The sequence below is a fragment of the Flavobacterium sp. GSB-24 genome (assembly GCF_027924665.1).
Lineage (GTDB): Bacteria > Bacteroidota > Bacteroidia > Flavobacteriales > Flavobacteriaceae > Flavobacterium.
The window spans coordinates 2,098,430-2,114,191 of record NZ_AP027043.1; the positions used below are offsets into that span (position 1 = coordinate 2,098,430).

Here is a 15,762-nt window from a genome sequence, read left to right on the forward strand (position 1 = left end):
ATAATAAATTATGAGTAAAAAAACTGCAATTGTTACAGGAGGAAATTCAGGTTTAGGTTATGCCACAGCAAAAAAACTGTGTGATAACGGAATCAAAACGTATATAATTGGCCGATCGAAAGAGAAGACCGAAGATGCTTGTCGTGAAATTGGTGAAAATGCAATTCCAGTGATTTTTGATTTGAATGATTTGGCTGGAATTCCTGCAATGATTGAAAGTCTTACAAAACATGGTTCAATAGATATTTTGGTAAATAATGCAGGAATCAATCTTAAAAAAGAAATTCCAGACGTGACGGATGAAGATTTTCTTTCGGTAATTCACACCAATCTTTTGAGTGTTTTTACAGTAAGTAGAGAAGTGATTAAAAACATGAAAGAAAATGGCGGAGGAAGTATCGTTAATATCAGTTCAATGGCATCGCAATACGGAATTCCAAAAGTAATTGCATATTCTGCAAGTAAAGGCGCAATTGAATCTATGACACGCGCAATGGCAACAGAATTGGCTCCGTCCGGCATTCGCGTAAACTGTATTGCTCCAGGATTTATTAAAACTAAAATGTCAGCGGCAGCTTTGGATAATGATCCAGAAAGAAAAAATAAAGTATTGGGAAGAACTCCAATGGGCTTTTTAGGAGAACCTTCAGATATTGCAGACGCTGTTTATTATTTTGCTTTAAACGAGTCAAAATATACAACAGGAACTGTTTTGCCAGTTGATGGAGGAAATAGTATTGGGTTTTAATTGTGAAAATGCCACAAAGTCGCTAAGTCACAAAGGTTTATTTTAAAATATTTGGAAGAGAAAAACTTTGTGATTTAGTGCCTTCGTGGCATAAAAAAAAGAAGTATGATAAAAATGCAGCAAACCATGAGATGGTTCGGTCCTAATGACAATGTAAGTTTGACTGATATTAAGCAAGCTGGAGCAACGGGAATTGTAACCGCTTTGCATCAAATTCCGGTTGGTTATATCTGGACGATTGAAGCAATAAAGGAAAGACAAGAAATCATTCGAAATTATGGATTAGAATGGACTGTGGTTGAAAGTCTGCCTGTGCATGAAGAAATAAAAAGAGCCTCAGGAAATTATCTGCAATACATCGAAAATTATAAAATTAGTTTAAGAAATCTGGCAGAATGCGGTATCAAAATTATCACCTATAATTTTATGCCGATTTTGGACTGGGTTAGAACGAATCATAATTTTATCAACGGAGATGGAAGTAAAGCCTTACTTTATAATCAGGATGCTTTTACTTATTTTGATGTTTTTCTTTTAAAAAGACCAAATGCTGAAAACGATTATTCTGAGGTTCAAAAACACAATGCCTTAAACTTTGGGAATAAACTTTCAGAAGATGAAAAAGCATTATTATTTAAAAATGTTTTGTTGGGATTGCCGGGAAGTAAGGTCAATTTTACGGCAGAACAGATTTTATCTTTATTAGATAATTATGCGAATATCGATAATGAAAAATTGAGAGAAAACTTGATTTATTTTTTATCAGAAGTTACCCCCATTGCGGAAGAAATTGGCGCAAAATTAGCGATTCATCCCGATGATCCGCCGTTTTCTGTTTTAGGATTGCCGAGGATTGTTTCTACAGAACAAGATATTAAAGCCATTTTAGAAGCTGTTCCGTTAAATGCAAACGGACTATGTTATTGCACAGGCTCTCTGGGTGCAAATCCTAATAATAACCTGGAGAAAATAATAGACGATTTTGGAGACAGGATTCACTTTTTGCATCTTCGAAATACCATCCGCGAAAGCGAAACTATTTTCAGGGAATCAGAACATTTAAATGGTGATGCGAATATGGAAGCTATTGTAGAAAAATTATTGATGCTGATGGATAAAACAAAAATAAGCTTGCCAATGCGTCCCGATCACGGATTTCTGCATTCAGCAGATGAAACGAAAGAAACCTATCCTGGATATTCTTTGGTAGGAAGACTAAAAGGTCTTGCTGAGTTAAGAGGATTAGAAATGGGAATTGCTTATAAATTGAAATAAAATAAACTTACGGTTTAGAAGAGATAAGTGTTCTATTTGTCATTCCGAGGAACGCGGAATCGCACGAGAAACTCTGCATAGAATGTCGCTAATCTTTGTCAAATCCTGAGTGCAATTTCTTCTTACTTCGAAATGATAAAACTGTGATCGTAGATTAGATAAAAACTATTAACTATTAAACCAAATATATGAAATTTATTAAACCTTATTTATTTGCCGTCACAACTTTACTGACTGTAAGCTGTACATCTCAAAAAGAAACCGCTTCACTAAAAGATGTTTACAAGAATGATTTTTACATAGGAACAGCTTTAAGTGCAGATCAAATCGAACAAAAAGATGCCAAAGTAGATTCGTTGATTAAAAAAGAATTTAATGCAATTACAGCAGAAAATATCATGAAATCAATGTTCACGCATCCGCAGAAAGATAAATATGATTTTGTTTTATCAGATAAATTTGTGGAATATGGCGAGAAAAACAAAATGTTTATTCATGGGCACACTTTGATTTGGCACAGTCAATTAGCGCCGTGGATGGAGAAAATTATAGACAGTACAGAAATGAAAGCTTTTATGAAAGATCATATCACAACTATTGTTTCTAAGTATAAAGGAAGAATCAATTCTTGGGATGTCGTAAATGAAGCTTTAAACGATGACGGTACTTTGAGACAGTCTGTTTTTTTGAAAGCACTGGGTGAAAAATATTTAGTTGATGCTTTTAAACTGGCAGAAAAGGCAGATCCAAAAGCAGAGTTATATTACAACGATTACAATATCGAAGAACCTGCAAAACGAGCTGGAGCGATTGCTTTAATAAAAAGAATAAAAGCCGAAGGCGGAAAAGTTGATGGTGTTGGGATTCAAGGACATTGGAGGCTGCAAAGTCCATCGATTGAAGAAATCGAGAAAAGTATTTTAGAATATTCTGCATTGGGAATTAAAGTTGCTTTTACAGAATTGGATATTACGGTTTTACCAAATCCGTGGGATTTAAAAGGAGCAGATGTCAATCAGAAATTTGAGGGAAATCCAAAAATGAATCCGTATTCTGAAAAGTTGCCAGATTCTATTCAAACAAAATTAGCAGAACGCTATGCATCTATTTTTAAATTATTTTTAAAACACAAAGACAAAATTAGCCGAGTTACTTTTTGGGGTGTTTACGATGGGCAATCCTGGTTAAATGACTGGCCTATTAAAGGCAGAACCAATTATCCGCTGCCCTTTGATGTTAATTTAAAACACAAACCTGCTTACGATAGCATTTTGAAATTAAAAAATGCTGAAGAATAATTAGTTAAATATTGTTTCTATTAGAAAATTACTAACAAGCGGTTGTTTTTTAAAATATTATTGAAATAAAGTAAACTAAATTTGCATAATATGTTTTTTTACCTAATTTTACACAACCGATTGTTTTAATAAAGATTTTATTTCTGTAAGGTTTAAAAACCTTGCAGTAATGACTAAAAAAGCAGTTCGAACTAAGACCTACAACGTTTTGAAAACTTGCAGGAGAGAAGCTAACTAATCACAAAACCACCAATGACTAACATTTCACAAAAATTATCTATCAAAGAAAAAATTGGGTACAGCTTAGGAGACCTAGCCGCCAATTTAGTTTTTCAGACTTTGATGACATATCTGGCTTATTTCTATACCGATATTTACGGCTTATCGCCAACAGATTCATCTATTATAATGCTAGTCGTTGGGTTAGTTGCCGCTTTTATTTTTAATCCAATTATTGGAGTTTTAGCAGATAGAACCAGTACAAAATGGGGAAAATTCAGACCGTGGATTTTAGCAACTGCAATTCCGCTTGGAGTAGTAGCATTATTAGCCTTTTCAACTCCAGATTTCTCTTATAAAGGAAAAGTAATTTACGCAGTAGTAACTTATACTTTATTACTACTTTTTTATGCAGGAAATAATCTGCCTTATTCTGCTTTGAGCGGCGTTATAACAGGCGATATGTCCGAAAGAAACAGTATGTCGTCCTATCGTTTTGTAGCGGTTATGTTTGCTCAGTTTTTTGTTCAGGTTTTTATGCTTGGAATTATAAAAAGTGCAGGAAACGGAGACAAGGCAATTGGCATTGAAAAAGTAATGACAGTTCTAGCAGTTATTGGAACCATCATGCTTTTAATTACATTTTTGACTACCAAAGAAAGGATTATTCCAAAACCAGAACAAAAATCGAGTGTAAAAGAAGATTTAGGCGACCTAGTCAAAAACAGACCTTGGGTAATTATGCTTTCTCTTACTACTTTGGTTTTCATTACCTTGGCGATGAAAGGCGGTTCGTATGTTTATTATTTTGAAAACTATGTAGATAAAGAGCAGTTGGCAGTTTTTATTCAGCCTATTTTGGATACTTTATCAAATATAGGGTTGAATCATTTTGGAAATGATCCCGTTTCTGCAGGATTTGGATTGTTTAATGCCGGCGGAATTATATTTATGATCGTCGGAATTACATTATCTAAAAACCTGGCAGATAAATACGGAAAGCGAAATGTATTCAGATTGTTTTTATTTATTTCAACCTTATTTATTATCGCATTCTATTTCTACCCTCCAACATCAGTCAGATTGATGTTTTTCTCCCAAATTTTACATGGATTTTTCTACGGAATCACGATTCCAATTCTTTGGGCGATGATTGCTGATGTAGCTGATTATTCGGAATGGCTGAACAACCGCCGCGCAACTGCAATTATTTTCTCTGCAATGATGGTAGGTTTAAAAGCAGGATTGAGTATTGGCGGAGCCTTAACAACATTGTTTCTAGGTTATTTTCATTACGCTCCAAATTCGGCTGTACAGACGGAAACTGCCATTAACGGAATCAAATTATTGGTCAGCATCTTTCCTGCAATTCCATTTTTAATTGGAGCTGGATTATTGTTTTTCTATAAAATAAATAAACAGATGGAAGTGCAGATTGAAACAGAATTAAAAGAAAGAAGAACTTAATTATTAAACAAAGATATCACTATGCCTGAAGATAGTATTGAACAAATTAATTTCGAAGAAATTAATAAACTGGCAATTTCAAAGCCTTTAGTATCTCATATTTATACTGCAGATCCGTCTGCGCATGTATTTAATGGTAAAATTTATATTTATCCGTCGCATGATATTGATGCGGGAATTCCTTTTAACGATAATGGAGATCATTTCGGAATGGAAGATTATCATGTTTTCTCGATGGATGACATTTCATCAAAAGCCGTTGATAATGGTGTTGCACTTCATGTGAATGATGTTCGATGGGCCGAAAAACAAATGTGGGCGCCAGATGCGGCACATAAAAACGGAAAATATTATTTGTATTTCCCTGCCAAACGTGCCAACGGAATTTTTCAGATTGGAGTTGCTGTAAGTGATTCTCCAGTTGGACCTTTTTTACCTCAGCCAGACGCCATAAAAGGAAGTTACAGCATTGATCCTGCGGTTTTTGAAGACGAAGACGGAAAGCATTATATATATTTTGGCGGTATTTGGGGCGGGCAATTACAGAAATATAGAAATAACAAATACAATCAAAATAACGAAGAGCCTTCTGGAAATGAACCTGCTTTAGGACCAATCGTAGCCTTGCTTCGTGATGATATGCTTGAGTTTGCAGAAGATCCAAGAGAAATTAAAATTCTGGATGAAAACGGAAAAGATCTTTTAGCAGGGGATAATGACCGTCGTTTCTTTGAAGCTTCATGGGTTCATAAGTATAACGGAAAATATTATTTTTCGTATTCTACAGGTGACACGCATTTTATTTGTTATGCTATTGGCGATAATCCTTATGGACCATTTACGTATCAGGGAAGAATCTTGAATCCGGTTGTAGGATGGACGTCGCATCATTCAATTTGTGAAGTTGAAGGTGAATGGTATTTATTTTACCACGATTCGAGTTTGTCAAAAGGTGTAACGCATTTAAGAAGCATGAAAGTTACCAAAATCGATTATCTTGAAGATGGTTCGATAGTGACGATTGATCCTTATGGGATAAGGAGATTGTTTGATTAGGATTTTTTAGTATAAAAAAATTTCACAAAAATCACAATCGGTTGTGTTGTTTGAAGTTTGAAATGAAATTTGAAGTTTGAAATGAAATAATATAATAATAGGTCGCTCAGCTAGAGCTTTGTGACGATGAGGATGTCTTCTGGAGCTTTAGAGAAATTGATTTATAAATAATTCTAGTATTCCCAGCGGGGCGAAAATTTATAGAAACATTTATTGTATTAGTAAGGAACTCCAAACGAGCGAAATATATCTTGAAAATATTTCGCTCCCTCTGAAGCTATTAAAATTATATAGAAAATAATATCTAGCTTTTTTTTTGAAAACCGTCTGCGTGAGGGATAGTAGTGGAAAGCCCACAGCCTGACGAAGGAAGAGCGAGGACTTGAAGCGGATAGCCCGGCCGAAGGACACGCCCAAATTATTTTGATTTAAAAATTAACAATTTTAATGTCAAAAAGAATTTTTTATAAAAGATTTTTATCTACTTTAGCATAACAGAACGGAACAGAACGGTATGCTAAAAGAAGAAGAAAAATTTGAATTTATAATCAATCATGATAGTGATATCCCGAAGTACCAGCAACTGGTTGACGGAATCACAAATTCGATTGCTGAGAATATTTTGCAAAAGGGAGATTTACTTCCGTCTGTAAATGTGATTTGTAAAACGTACCAGCTTTCGAGAGATACAGTTTTTAAGGCTTATTCGATTTTGAAAGAGCAGAATGTAATTGATTCGGTTCCGAATAAGGGCTATTATGTGGCAGGCGAAACGAGAAAAGTGCTTTTGGTTTTAGACACTTTTAAAGCATATAAGGAGGTTTTATACCATTCGGTTGTGAATAATCTGCCAGACAATGTGATTATCGATGTGCAGTTTCATCATTATAATATTGATGTTTTTAAAACGATTATCAACAACGGAATCGGAAAGTATTATAAATATGTGGTGATGAATTTTGACCACGCAGCTATTGCTCCAGCTTTGTCTGCGATTTCAAACGATAAACTGCTTTTAATTGACTGGAATATTCAGGCTGGTAAAGCTAGTAATTATGTTTTTCAGGATTTTGGTAGAGCATTTTACGATTCATTGACACAAGCGGTTGATTTGTTTAAAAAGTATAAAAAAATAGATTTTGTTTATCCCGATTTTACGAATCATCCTTGGGAAACGGTTGAGTTTTTTAAGAAGTTTTGTGCTGATTTTAATTTTGAATATGAAATTATTACAGATCCTAAAAAGTTCAATATCGAAAAAGAAATTGCTTATATCAGTGTAAGTGACAGGATTCTAGGATATTTTTTGGAGCAGTGCAAAGAGAAAGATTTAGAACCTGGAAAAGACGTTGGATTTTTGTCTTATAACGAAACGCCAATGAAGAAATTTATATACAAAGGAATTTCGGTTGTGTCAACTGATTTTAAAGAAATAGGAACCAAAGCAGCGGCATTTATTACGCATGACGAAGATACTCAGTGTTATGTGCCGACAAATTTAATATTAAGAGAATCATTGTAAATTATGTATTATATCGGATATGATATTGGAAGTTCTTCTGTCAAGGCAGCCTTGGTGGAAGCAGAAACGGGTAAAAAAGTAATCGTTTTGAATGAACCGCAGAACGAAATGGAAATCCTTTCTATTCACCCAGATTGGGCAGAGCAGGATCCTGAAATCTGGTGGCAGCACATTTGTACTGCGACAAAAAGAGCAATTAAAGAATCAAATATCGATGCATCGAAAATTCAGGGAATTGGAATTTCTTACCAAATGCATGGATTGGTGATCGTGGATAAAGAAAAAAAGGCACTTCGAAATTCGATTATTTGGTGTGACAGCCGTGCGGTAGAAATTGGAAATAAGGCTTTCACCGAAATTGGAGAAGAAAAATGCATGTCGCATTTATTGAATTCGCCAGGGAATTTTACAGCTTCGAAACTGAAATGGGTAAAAGAAAACGAGCCTGAAGTTTATAAGAAAATTGATAAATACATGCTTCCGGGAGATTACATCGCTTTGAAATTGACAGGCGAAGTAACGACAACCAAAAACGGTTTATCTGAAGGAATGCTTTGGGATTATAAAGAAAATAAAGTAGCCGACTGGCTTTTGGATTACTACGGAATAGATCAGTCTTTGACGCCAAAAATTGTAGAGAACTTTACAAATCAAGGAGTTGTTACGGAAGAAGCTTCGGCAGCATCGGGTCTTCCAGCAGGAATTCCGATTGTTTACAGGGCCGGGGATCAGCCGAATAATGCTTTGTCATTAAATGTTTTGAATCCGGGAGAAGTAGCGGCAACAGGCGGAACATCTGGAGTTTTTTATGCAGTAAGCGAAATGTCTTCTGGAAAAAGCACTCGAGTAAACAATTTCGTTCACGTAAATTACGAATTGGAAACGCCGAGAGTTGGTAAACTTTTAAATATTAATGGAGCAGGAATTCAGTACAGATGGCTTCGTAATAATATGGGGAATGAAAGTTACGAAGTAATGAATGAAAAAGCTTCAAATGTTGAAGTAGGATCAGAAGGCGTTGTGGTAATTCCGTTTGGAAATGGTGCAGAGCGTATGTTCAACAACAAAAATATCGGAACACATTTTTTAAATCTAAACCTGAATATTCACAATAGCGCCCATTTGTTTAGAGCTTCTTTAGAAGGAATTGCCTTTTCGTTTGTGTACGGAATGGAATGTTTAAAAGAGGATAATGCGACGATTAATGTCATTAGAGCGGGGAATGATAATTTGTTCCGTTCTGAAATTTTCTCTAATACTGTGGCAACTTTAATTGGCCACGAAATTGAAATTTACAATACAACAGGAGCAGTTGGTGCTGCAAGAGCGGTTGGTTTAAAAGATGGTGATTATAGCAAATTTGGAGCTAATGTGAGTGACAATGATCATGTAATGACATTTTTACCACTTCACAACAAAGAACCATATGAGACTGCTTATCAAAAATGGAAAAAAGAATTAGAATTAATATTAACAAATAAATAAAAAAATCAAATGATAGTTTTAGGAGATAAAGAATACTACAAAGGTATTGGCCAAATTAAATTTGAAGGTAAAGAATCTGATAATCCGTTGGCATTTAAATATTATAATCCAGACCAAGTCGTAGCTGGAAAAACAATGCGCGAGCACTTTAAATTTGCTATCGCTTACTGGCATACTTTCTGCGGACAAGGAAGTGATCCATTCGGACCTGGAACACAGCAATTTGCTTGGGACCAATCTTCAGATCCATATCAGGCGGCTAAAGATAAAGCAGATGCTGCTTTTGAATTTATCAGCAAAATGGGATTCGATTATTTCTGTTTCCACGATTACGATTTGATTGCTGAAGGCGCAACTTTCGCAGAATCTGAAAAACGTTTGGCATTCATTACAGATTACTTAAAACAGAAAAAAGCAGAATCTGGAATTAAATTGCTTTGGGGAACTTCAAACTGTTTCTCAAATCCAAGATTTATGAACGGAGCAGCTACAAATCCTGATTTTAATGTTGTAGCGAGAGCTGGAGGACAAGTAAAATTAGCTTTGGATGCAACAATCGCTTTAGGTGGAGAAAATTATGTGTTCTGGGGAGGTAGAGAAGGTTATATGTCTTTACTAAACACAGACATGGGTAGAGAATTAGACCACATGGCGCAATTCTTAGCAATGTCTAGAGACTATGCTAGATCACAAGGTTTTAAAGGAACTTTCTTCATCGAACCAAAACCAATGGAGCCATCAAAACACCAATATGATTTTGACTCGGCAACTGCAATTGGATTCTTAAAAGAATACGGTTTAGATAAAGATTTCAAAATCAATATCGAGGTTAACCACGCTACCTTGGCACAGCATACTTTTCAACATGAATTAGAAGTGGCTGCAAAAGCTGGAATGTTAGGAAGTATCGATGCGAACAGAGGTGATTATCAAAACGGATGGGACACAGATCAGTTCCCAAATAATATTCAGGAAACGACTGAAGCAATGTTGGTTTTCTTAAAAGCTGGCGGATTACAAGGCGGAGGAGTTAACTTTGATGCTAAAATTAGAAGAAATTCTACAGATTTAGAAGATGTTTTCTTAGCTCATATTGGTGGTGCTGATACTTTTGCAAGAGCTTTATTGACTGCAGATAAAATTATCACTTCTTCTCCTTATGAAAAATTAAGAAAAGAAAGATACAGCTCTTTCGATTCTGGAAAAGGAAAAGATTTTGCTGACGGAAAATTAAACCTTAAAGATTTATATGATATCGCGAACCAAAATGGAGAATTAACACTTCAAAGCGGTAAACAAGAATTGTTTGAAAATATCATCAACCAATATATTTAATTGGTTTAGATCTTCATATCAAACCTAACAGGTTTTCAGAGCCTGTTAGGTTTCTACAAATAATATTTAGTGAGACAGCATATCTGAAATTTAAAGAGATAGTCAAATAACGGTAAGTTCTTTTGAAACTATTTTAAATATTTTTTTAAGATGAAACTTGAGAAATGTATATTAAGATTATGACTTTTTTTTTAGATTGAAATTTGATAAAAATAGCTTGAAAGTTTAGTTACTATTTTTTATAATGAAAACGAGGAAATAAGTCAGTTTAATAAAATAATAAGAAAGCATTTTATTGAAGGTTTTTTGAAGAGCAGAATCATCGAAATGCACATTTGTTCTCACTAAAGTTTATACACAATCTTGTCATTTCGATTCCGATCCTTGGAATCAAAACGACAAATTACAAGGTTATACTCAAAATAAACCACTATTTAATCAAATTATTTAACCAAAAACTATGAAATTTTTTATTGATACTGCGAATCTAGAAGATATTCGAGAAGCACAATCTTTGGGTGTCTTAGACGGCGTAACAACCAATCCGTCTTTAATGGCGAAAGAAGGTATAACCGGAAAAGAAAATATCCTTAAACATTATCTTGACATTTGTAACATTGTAGATGGCGATGTTTCTGCTGAGGTAATCTCAACCGATTATGAAGGAATGGTAAGAGAAGGAGAGGAGCTTGCTGCGCTTCATCCGCAGATTGTGGTAAAACTGCCTATGATCGGCGATGGTATAAAAGCCTGTAAATACTTTTCATCAAAAGAAATTAAAACCAATGTAACTTTAGTGTTTTCTGCAGGTCAGGCTTTATTAGCTGCGAAAGCCGGCGCAACTTATGTCTCTCCATTTTTAGGAAGATTAGATGATGTTTCTACAGATGGAATGCATTTAATTGAAGAAATCAGAGAAATCTACGATAATTACAATTACCAAACTCAAATATTATCAGCCTCAGTACGACATACTATGCATATTGTAAATTGTGCAAAAGTAGGCTCAGATGTAATGACTGGACCTCTTTCGGCAATTAAAGGTTTGTTGAAACATCCGCTAACAGATATTGGTTTGAAACAATTTGTTGAAGATGCTAAAAAAATGAATCTCTAAACTCTAAATACAGCATTGACCTAAGCCCTTTTCGCACTGAAAAGGGCTTTTTTTTAAGTGATGCAGAGAATTTTACCAATAACAAATTTTAAAATAATGATGTAAAAACTTATTGCAAATTCTCCATCAACGTTTTCAAAAACGCAATCACCGCTTTTTTCTCATACACTTCTTTCAAAGAAATAAGCATCGCAGTTCTGGTCATGTTTTCTCCTTTTATGGGTATCGCATGCAAATCTTTTTCGTTTTCGATTGTTGTTTTAGTTAAAATGGTATGCCATTTTCCCGTTTTGATTAATTCAAGTAAAGTGGGAATATCATTAATTTCAATCGTAACTTCCGGATTGAGATTGTCTTTTTTAAAAGCTTTATTTATAAACTGTGTAGTACTGAAACCACTTGAAGGAAGTGCGAGCGGCAGAGAACTGACTTCACTCAAAGAAATACTTTTTTTAGTGCTAAATGATGTTTCGGTTGAGGTAACCAAAGCCATTGGAGATGTAAATAATTCCCTGTATTTAAAATGTGCTTCAGAAGCAATTTCTTCAAAAGTGAGAATCACATCAAGCTCAAAAAGATTTAATTTTTGTATCAGTTCCTGCGAAGTTCCAAAGACGATTTCGAATTGAATTTTAGGATACTCTGAACTAAATAAAATCAAAGCTTTTGTAACCACATGACGAAGTGCGTATGTCACACCAATCGCTACTTTTCCATTTTCAAGATTATTCAAATCTTTTAAAAGTTCAAATCCGTCAGTTGCTTTGTTGACAGACTGCTGTGCGTAGACCGAAAATAAATCTCCTGCTTCTGTAAGTGTAATTCGTTTTCCAATTCTATTAAAAAGAGGTACTTGCAATTCATCTTCCAATTGTTTAATTTGCTGTGATAAAGTGCTTTGACTGATATGAAGCGCAGTTGCGGCTTCTGTAAAATTCAGTAATTCTTTTGCTTTCAGAAAATATTTAAGTTGTCGAAGTTCCATTTCTAAATCGGTTTTATCGATTGATTTTATCGAAAAATAAGGTTTTACAAATATAAAAAATCTTAAGAACTTTGTATTGTCGCAAAATTAAAGCAGAACAAAAATGAAAATTATAGCTTTACAAGAAGGAAATTATATAGCTAATTCTAAAAAGGAGTTTAAGCTGATTACAAAAGAAACAACCGATACAGGTCTTAAAATGGCAATACAACCTTTTTTGGTCATTACAGATAATGATGTCATATTATTAGATTTGGGTTTAGGATTTATGAATGATGGAATTCCGTTTATTCATGAAATACTGAAAAAGAATAATATTACACCAGACCAAATAACAAAAGTTTTAGTTTCACATCTGCATAAAGATCATATCGAAGGAATTGGTTATTTTGAGAATGGAAATTTCGTTTGTAATTTTCCAAATGCTAAGATTTACATTCAGGAACGGGAGATAGATTTTGCTTTAGAGCAAATCAATAATCCGTCTTATGTTTTTGAGATTTTAAATGAGCTGAAAAAACTGCCTAATGTAAAATTAATGCATAATGACAGCGGGCAGATTACTGATGAAATTTTCTACGAAGTTTCAGCCGGACATACCAAATATCACCAAGTTTTCTGGATCAAAGCCGATGATGAAATTGTTTTTTACGGCGCAGACGATTTGCCTCAAAAAATATACTGGTCAATGCACGTTGCTTACAAAACTGACTTTGATGGAAAACGCGCTATGGAATCACGAAAAAAATGGGAACAGCAGGCAAAAGACGAAAACTGGAAAGTGCTTTTTTACCACGATATGAAAATGCCAGTTCTGGAATTTTTTGAACAAAAAATGGAATACGTATCATAAATGAAAGATTTACAATCAATGCCTGCATTAATTATTTACGGTTCGCTGGCACCGGGCGAATCCAATCATTCTGTTATGAATCCTATTAAGGGAGAATGGCGGAAAGCAGCTATAAAAGGGAAATTGCAGGAAGGAGGCTGGGGATCATCTCTAGGATATCATGGTTTTATTCCTGTCAATGCAGAAGAGGCAGAAACTATCAATTGTTATGTGCTTTTTTCTAATGATCTAACAGCAAATTGGGATTATCTTGACGAATTTGAAGGCGACGGTTATACGCGAATTCAAACGGAATATGAACTCGAAAACGGAAAAAAGGGAACAGGATTTATTTATGCTTTAAAACAATAAAAGGAAAATTCAGATTAAATTATTTAGTCTGAATTTTTTTTTAGCTGAAAATAACAAAAACAATACACTCCTTACTTTTTCTTCTAAAGAAGAACGGAGAATAGAAAAAGCTTTAGTAATCTGAGCTTCAACCGTTTTTATAGAAACGTCTAAATGTTCTGCAATTTCAATATTAGTCAAACCTTCTTTTTTACTCAAAATGAAAACCTCTTTACATTTTGGAGGAAGATTTTGAATCTCTTTATTTACCGCATTTAAAACTCTCTGAAAAGCTTCTGAATTATCTTCCTGAACGATTCCGTTCAAAGCATCATAATATGATTTTTCTAAAGAAAATAAAGATTGATTTTTTCTGTACAAATCTATAAACTCATTGTAAGTCAGTTTGTAAAGAAAACTTTTCAAGGCATGATCCGATTTTAATCGTGTACGATGTTCCCAAACTTTAATAAAAACATTTTGCACAATGTCTTCGGCACTGTACACATTTTTGACTAAACTGTTGGCGTAAACGCAAAGTTGATGATGATAAGTATCGATTAAATAAGTATACGCCGTTTCATCTCCATTTCTGAGAGACTCAATCAGTTTATCATTATCGTTGTAATCATCAGTTTTCATAGAAACAAATATATAAATTAATAGGTTTTAGGGCTTAAATTAGACTGTATTTGGTTCAATTTTCCCGATTTTTTGATTTTCTATTTGAAAATTATTACAAATAAAAGGAGCAAAAAATGCAAAAGTAAAAACATTTACCCTTTTATTCTATCAAATTAGTCGTGTTTGTTGAAAGAAAAAACTTGTGAAAAGAAAAAAAATCAGCAAAATGAAAAAAACTTTATCAAATTGTTAGGGTTTTGTTTTTTTGCTTCGTAATAATATTAAAAACAACAAAAATGACAGTGAAAAAATCAGAGCGGTTAATCGTTAAATTTATCACAAATCAGGCAAGTCAGGAAGAAATTGAGAAGCTGACAGAATGGTTAAAAGAAGATGAAAACCAAATTGTGTTTAAGGATTTTGTGAAAACCAATTACGCAATAGATACTGCTATGAACAATTTTGATTCTACCGAAGTAAGAAAACAGCTTTCTCAAAGAATTCAAAACGAAAATAATGTTTTTGCAAAAAGAAGATTTTCATCTTATTATAAATATGCAGCGATTTTGATTGTGGCTCTGGGAGGATTTTATCTTTATAAAAATTCAGAATCTTCACCTTCAAAGCAAAATGTAGTGATTCCGAGAGAAGATGAAATTGTACTGCAGTTGGGAAATGAATCGCAAACTCTTGATCCCAATGAAGCCAGAAATGTAACCGACAAAAATGGAAACATCATTGGTAAACAAGAAAAAAATAGATTGGTTTATAACAAAGCTTATTCTGAAGGAGAACTGGTTTATAATGTCCTTAGAATTCCATATGGTAAAAAGTTTGAAGTGCAATTATCAGACGGCACATTGGTGCATTTAAACGCTGGGACTTCATTTCGATATCCAGTGCAATTTGTAAAAAATCAAAACCGACAAGTTTATCTTCTTGGAGAAGGCTATTTTGAAGTAGAAAAAGACAAGCAGCATCCGTTTATGATTAATACACAAAATGTAAACGTTGAGGTTTTGGGAACCAAATTTAACGTAGATACATATACTGAAAATATAAGTACTGATGTGGTTTTGGTCGAAGGAAAAGTATCGCTTTATAAAGATCAGAAAGCAAAAGAAAATCCTGTTTACTTAAAACCTGGTGAAAAAGGATCGACTATAAAAAGTCGTTCAGAAATTAAAATAGAACAAGTTAATACAGACTATTATACGGCTTGGGTAAAAGGAAGTTTAGTGTTTAAAAATGCTTCGTTTAATGATATTATCAAGAAGCTGGAACGTCATTATAATGTCACGTTTATAAACCGAAATAAAATGCTCGGAAAAGAAATTTTCAATGCCCGATTTGATAACGAACCCATCGAAGTGGTTTTGAAATATTTTAGTGATAGTTACGCAATAGATTATATCATTGACAGGGATAAAATCACGATTAAGTAAGTT

Annotated in this window: 14 protein-coding genes; 12 read left to right on the plus strand and 2 right to left on the minus strand. The window is 33.9% G+C overall.

Annotated elements, in window-relative coordinates; translation table 11 throughout:
* The first annotated feature begins 10 nt into the window (after positions 1–10).
* The 9 genes from QMG60_RS09330 to fsa all read left to right on the plus strand — a co-directional run bounded on the left by QMG60_RS09330 (position 11) and on the right by fsa (position 11,522).
* On the plus strand, positions 11–748 hold the full coding sequence (locus QMG60_RS09330; RefSeq protein ID WP_281867593.1) for an SDR family oxidoreductase: 738 nt from the start codon (positions 11–13) through the stop codon (positions 746–748).
* 114 nt (positions 749–862) lie between these two features.
* A complete protein-coding gene (gene uxuA / locus QMG60_RS09335) occupies positions 863–2,023 on the plus strand; it encodes a mannonate dehydratase (protein WP_281867931.1) in 1,161 nt (386 codons plus the stop codon).
* A 188-nt stretch (positions 2,024–2,211) separates the two neighbouring features.
* Complete coding sequence (locus tag QMG60_RS09340) at positions 2,212–3,321, plus strand: endo-1,4-beta-xylanase (protein WP_281867594.1); 1,110 nt, start codon at positions 2,212–2,214, stop codon at positions 3,319–3,321.
* Positions 3,322–3,573: 252 nt separating this feature from the next.
* The gene (locus QMG60_RS09345; protein ID WP_281867595.1) at positions 3,574–5,007 is read left to right on the plus strand and encodes an MFS transporter; all 1,434 of its coding nucleotides are present in this window, start codon (positions 3,574–3,576) and stop codon (positions 5,005–5,007) included.
* A gap of 21 nt (positions 5,008–5,028) precedes the next feature.
* Positions 5,029–6,063, plus strand: coding sequence for a glycoside hydrolase family 43 protein (locus tag QMG60_RS09350; RefSeq protein ID WP_057119750.1), 1,035 nt, complete (start codon positions 5,029–5,031; stop codon positions 6,061–6,063).
* 514 nt (positions 6,064–6,577) lie between these two features.
* Positions 6,578–7,585 (plus strand): GntR family transcriptional regulator, encoded by a 1,008-nt coding sequence (locus QMG60_RS09355; protein WP_281867598.1) that lies wholly within the window; start codon positions 6,578–6,580, stop codon positions 7,583–7,585.
* Between the two features lie 3 nt (positions 7,586–7,588).
* A complete protein-coding gene (locus QMG60_RS09360; RefSeq protein ID WP_281867599.1) occupies positions 7,589–9,070 on the plus strand; it encodes an FGGY family carbohydrate kinase in 1,482 nt (493 codons plus the stop codon).
* A 9-nt stretch (positions 9,071–9,079) separates the two neighbouring features.
* Entirely contained in the window at positions 9,080–10,405 is a 1,326-nt protein-coding gene (xylA, locus tag QMG60_RS09365; RefSeq protein WP_281867601.1) for a xylose isomerase, read from the plus strand.
* A 460-nt stretch (positions 10,406–10,865) separates the two neighbouring features.
* Entirely contained in the window at positions 10,866–11,522 is a 657-nt protein-coding gene (gene fsa / locus QMG60_RS09370; protein ID WP_057119742.1) for a fructose-6-phosphate aldolase, read from the plus strand.
* A gap of 109 nt (positions 11,523–11,631) precedes the next feature.
* Here the strand turns inward: fsa and QMG60_RS09375 are convergent, their stop codons facing one another.
* Positions 11,632–12,507, minus strand: coding sequence for a LysR substrate-binding domain-containing protein (locus QMG60_RS09375; protein ID WP_134140402.1), 876 nt, complete (start codon positions 12,505–12,507; stop codon positions 11,632–11,634).
* 103 nt (positions 12,508–12,610) lie between these two features.
* Between QMG60_RS09375 and QMG60_RS09380 the strand changes: the two genes are divergently transcribed.
* Both QMG60_RS09380 and QMG60_RS09385 read left to right on the plus strand, forming a co-directional pair.
* On the plus strand, positions 12,611–13,360 hold the full coding sequence (locus QMG60_RS09380; protein WP_281867605.1) for an MBL fold metallo-hydrolase: 750 nt from the start codon (positions 12,611–12,613) through the stop codon (positions 13,358–13,360).
* Positions 13,361–13,711: a gamma-glutamylcyclotransferase gene (locus tag QMG60_RS09385; protein ID WP_281867606.1), complete on the plus strand. Its 351-nt coding sequence runs from the start codon at positions 13,361–13,363 to the stop codon at positions 13,709–13,711.
* Positions 13,712–13,720: 9 nt separating this feature from the next.
* Here the strand turns inward: QMG60_RS09385 and QMG60_RS09390 are convergent, their stop codons facing one another.
* Positions 13,721–14,332 (minus strand): RNA polymerase sigma-70 factor, encoded by a 612-nt coding sequence (locus QMG60_RS09390; protein WP_134140408.1) that lies wholly within the window; start codon positions 14,330–14,332, stop codon positions 13,721–13,723.
* A gap of 278 nt (positions 14,333–14,610) precedes the next feature.
* Here QMG60_RS09390 and QMG60_RS09395 point away from each other — a divergent pair, with 278 nt between their 5' ends.
* On the plus strand, positions 14,611–15,759 hold the full coding sequence (locus tag QMG60_RS09395; protein ID WP_134140411.1) for a FecR family protein: 1,149 nt from the start codon (positions 14,611–14,613) through the stop codon (positions 15,757–15,759).
* Positions 15,760–15,762 lie beyond the last annotated feature (3 nt).

What these genes read in the sequence shown, in the direction of transcription:
- QMG60_RS09330 (WP_281867593.1), top strand. Translation starts at nt 11, where the DNA reads ATGAGTAAAAAAACTGCAATTGTTACAGGAGGAAATTCAGGTTTAGGT.
- uxuA (WP_281867931.1), top strand. Translation starts at nt 863, where the DNA reads ATGCAGCAAACCATGAGATGGTTCGGTCCTAATGACAATGTAAGTTTG.
- QMG60_RS09340 (WP_281867594.1), top strand. Translation starts at nt 2,212, where the DNA reads ATGAAATTTATTAAACCTTATTTATTTGCCGTCACAACTTTACTGACT.
- QMG60_RS09345 (WP_281867595.1), top strand. Translation starts at nt 3,574, where the DNA reads ATGACTAACATTTCACAAAAATTATCTATCAAAGAAAAAATTGGGTAC.
- QMG60_RS09350 (WP_057119750.1), top strand. Translation starts at nt 5,029, where the DNA reads ATGCCTGAAGATAGTATTGAACAAATTAATTTCGAAGAAATTAATAAA.
- QMG60_RS09355 (WP_281867598.1), top strand. Translation starts at nt 6,578, where the DNA reads ATGCTAAAAGAAGAAGAAAAATTTGAATTTATAATCAATCATGATAGT.
- QMG60_RS09360 (WP_281867599.1), top strand. Translation starts at nt 7,589, where the DNA reads ATGTATTATATCGGATATGATATTGGAAGTTCTTCTGTCAAGGCAGCC.
- xylA (WP_281867601.1), top strand. Translation starts at nt 9,080, where the DNA reads ATGATAGTTTTAGGAGATAAAGAATACTACAAAGGTATTGGCCAAATT.
- fsa (WP_057119742.1), top strand. Translation starts at nt 10,866, where the DNA reads ATGAAATTTTTTATTGATACTGCGAATCTAGAAGATATTCGAGAAGCA.
- QMG60_RS09375 (WP_134140402.1), bottom strand. Translation starts at nt 12,507, where the DNA reads ATGGAACTTCGACAACTTAAATATTTTCTGAAAGCAAAAGAATTACTG.
- QMG60_RS09380 (WP_281867605.1), top strand. Translation starts at nt 12,611, where the DNA reads ATGAAAATTATAGCTTTACAAGAAGGAAATTATATAGCTAATTCTAAA.
- QMG60_RS09385 (WP_281867606.1), top strand. Translation starts at nt 13,361, where the DNA reads ATGAAAGATTTACAATCAATGCCTGCATTAATTATTTACGGTTCGCTG.
- QMG60_RS09390 (WP_134140408.1), bottom strand. Translation starts at nt 14,332, where the DNA reads ATGAAAACTGATGATTACAACGATAATGATAAACTGATTGAGTCTCTC.
- QMG60_RS09395 (WP_134140411.1), top strand. Translation starts at nt 14,611, where the DNA reads ATGACAGTGAAAAAATCAGAGCGGTTAATCGTTAAATTTATCACAAAT.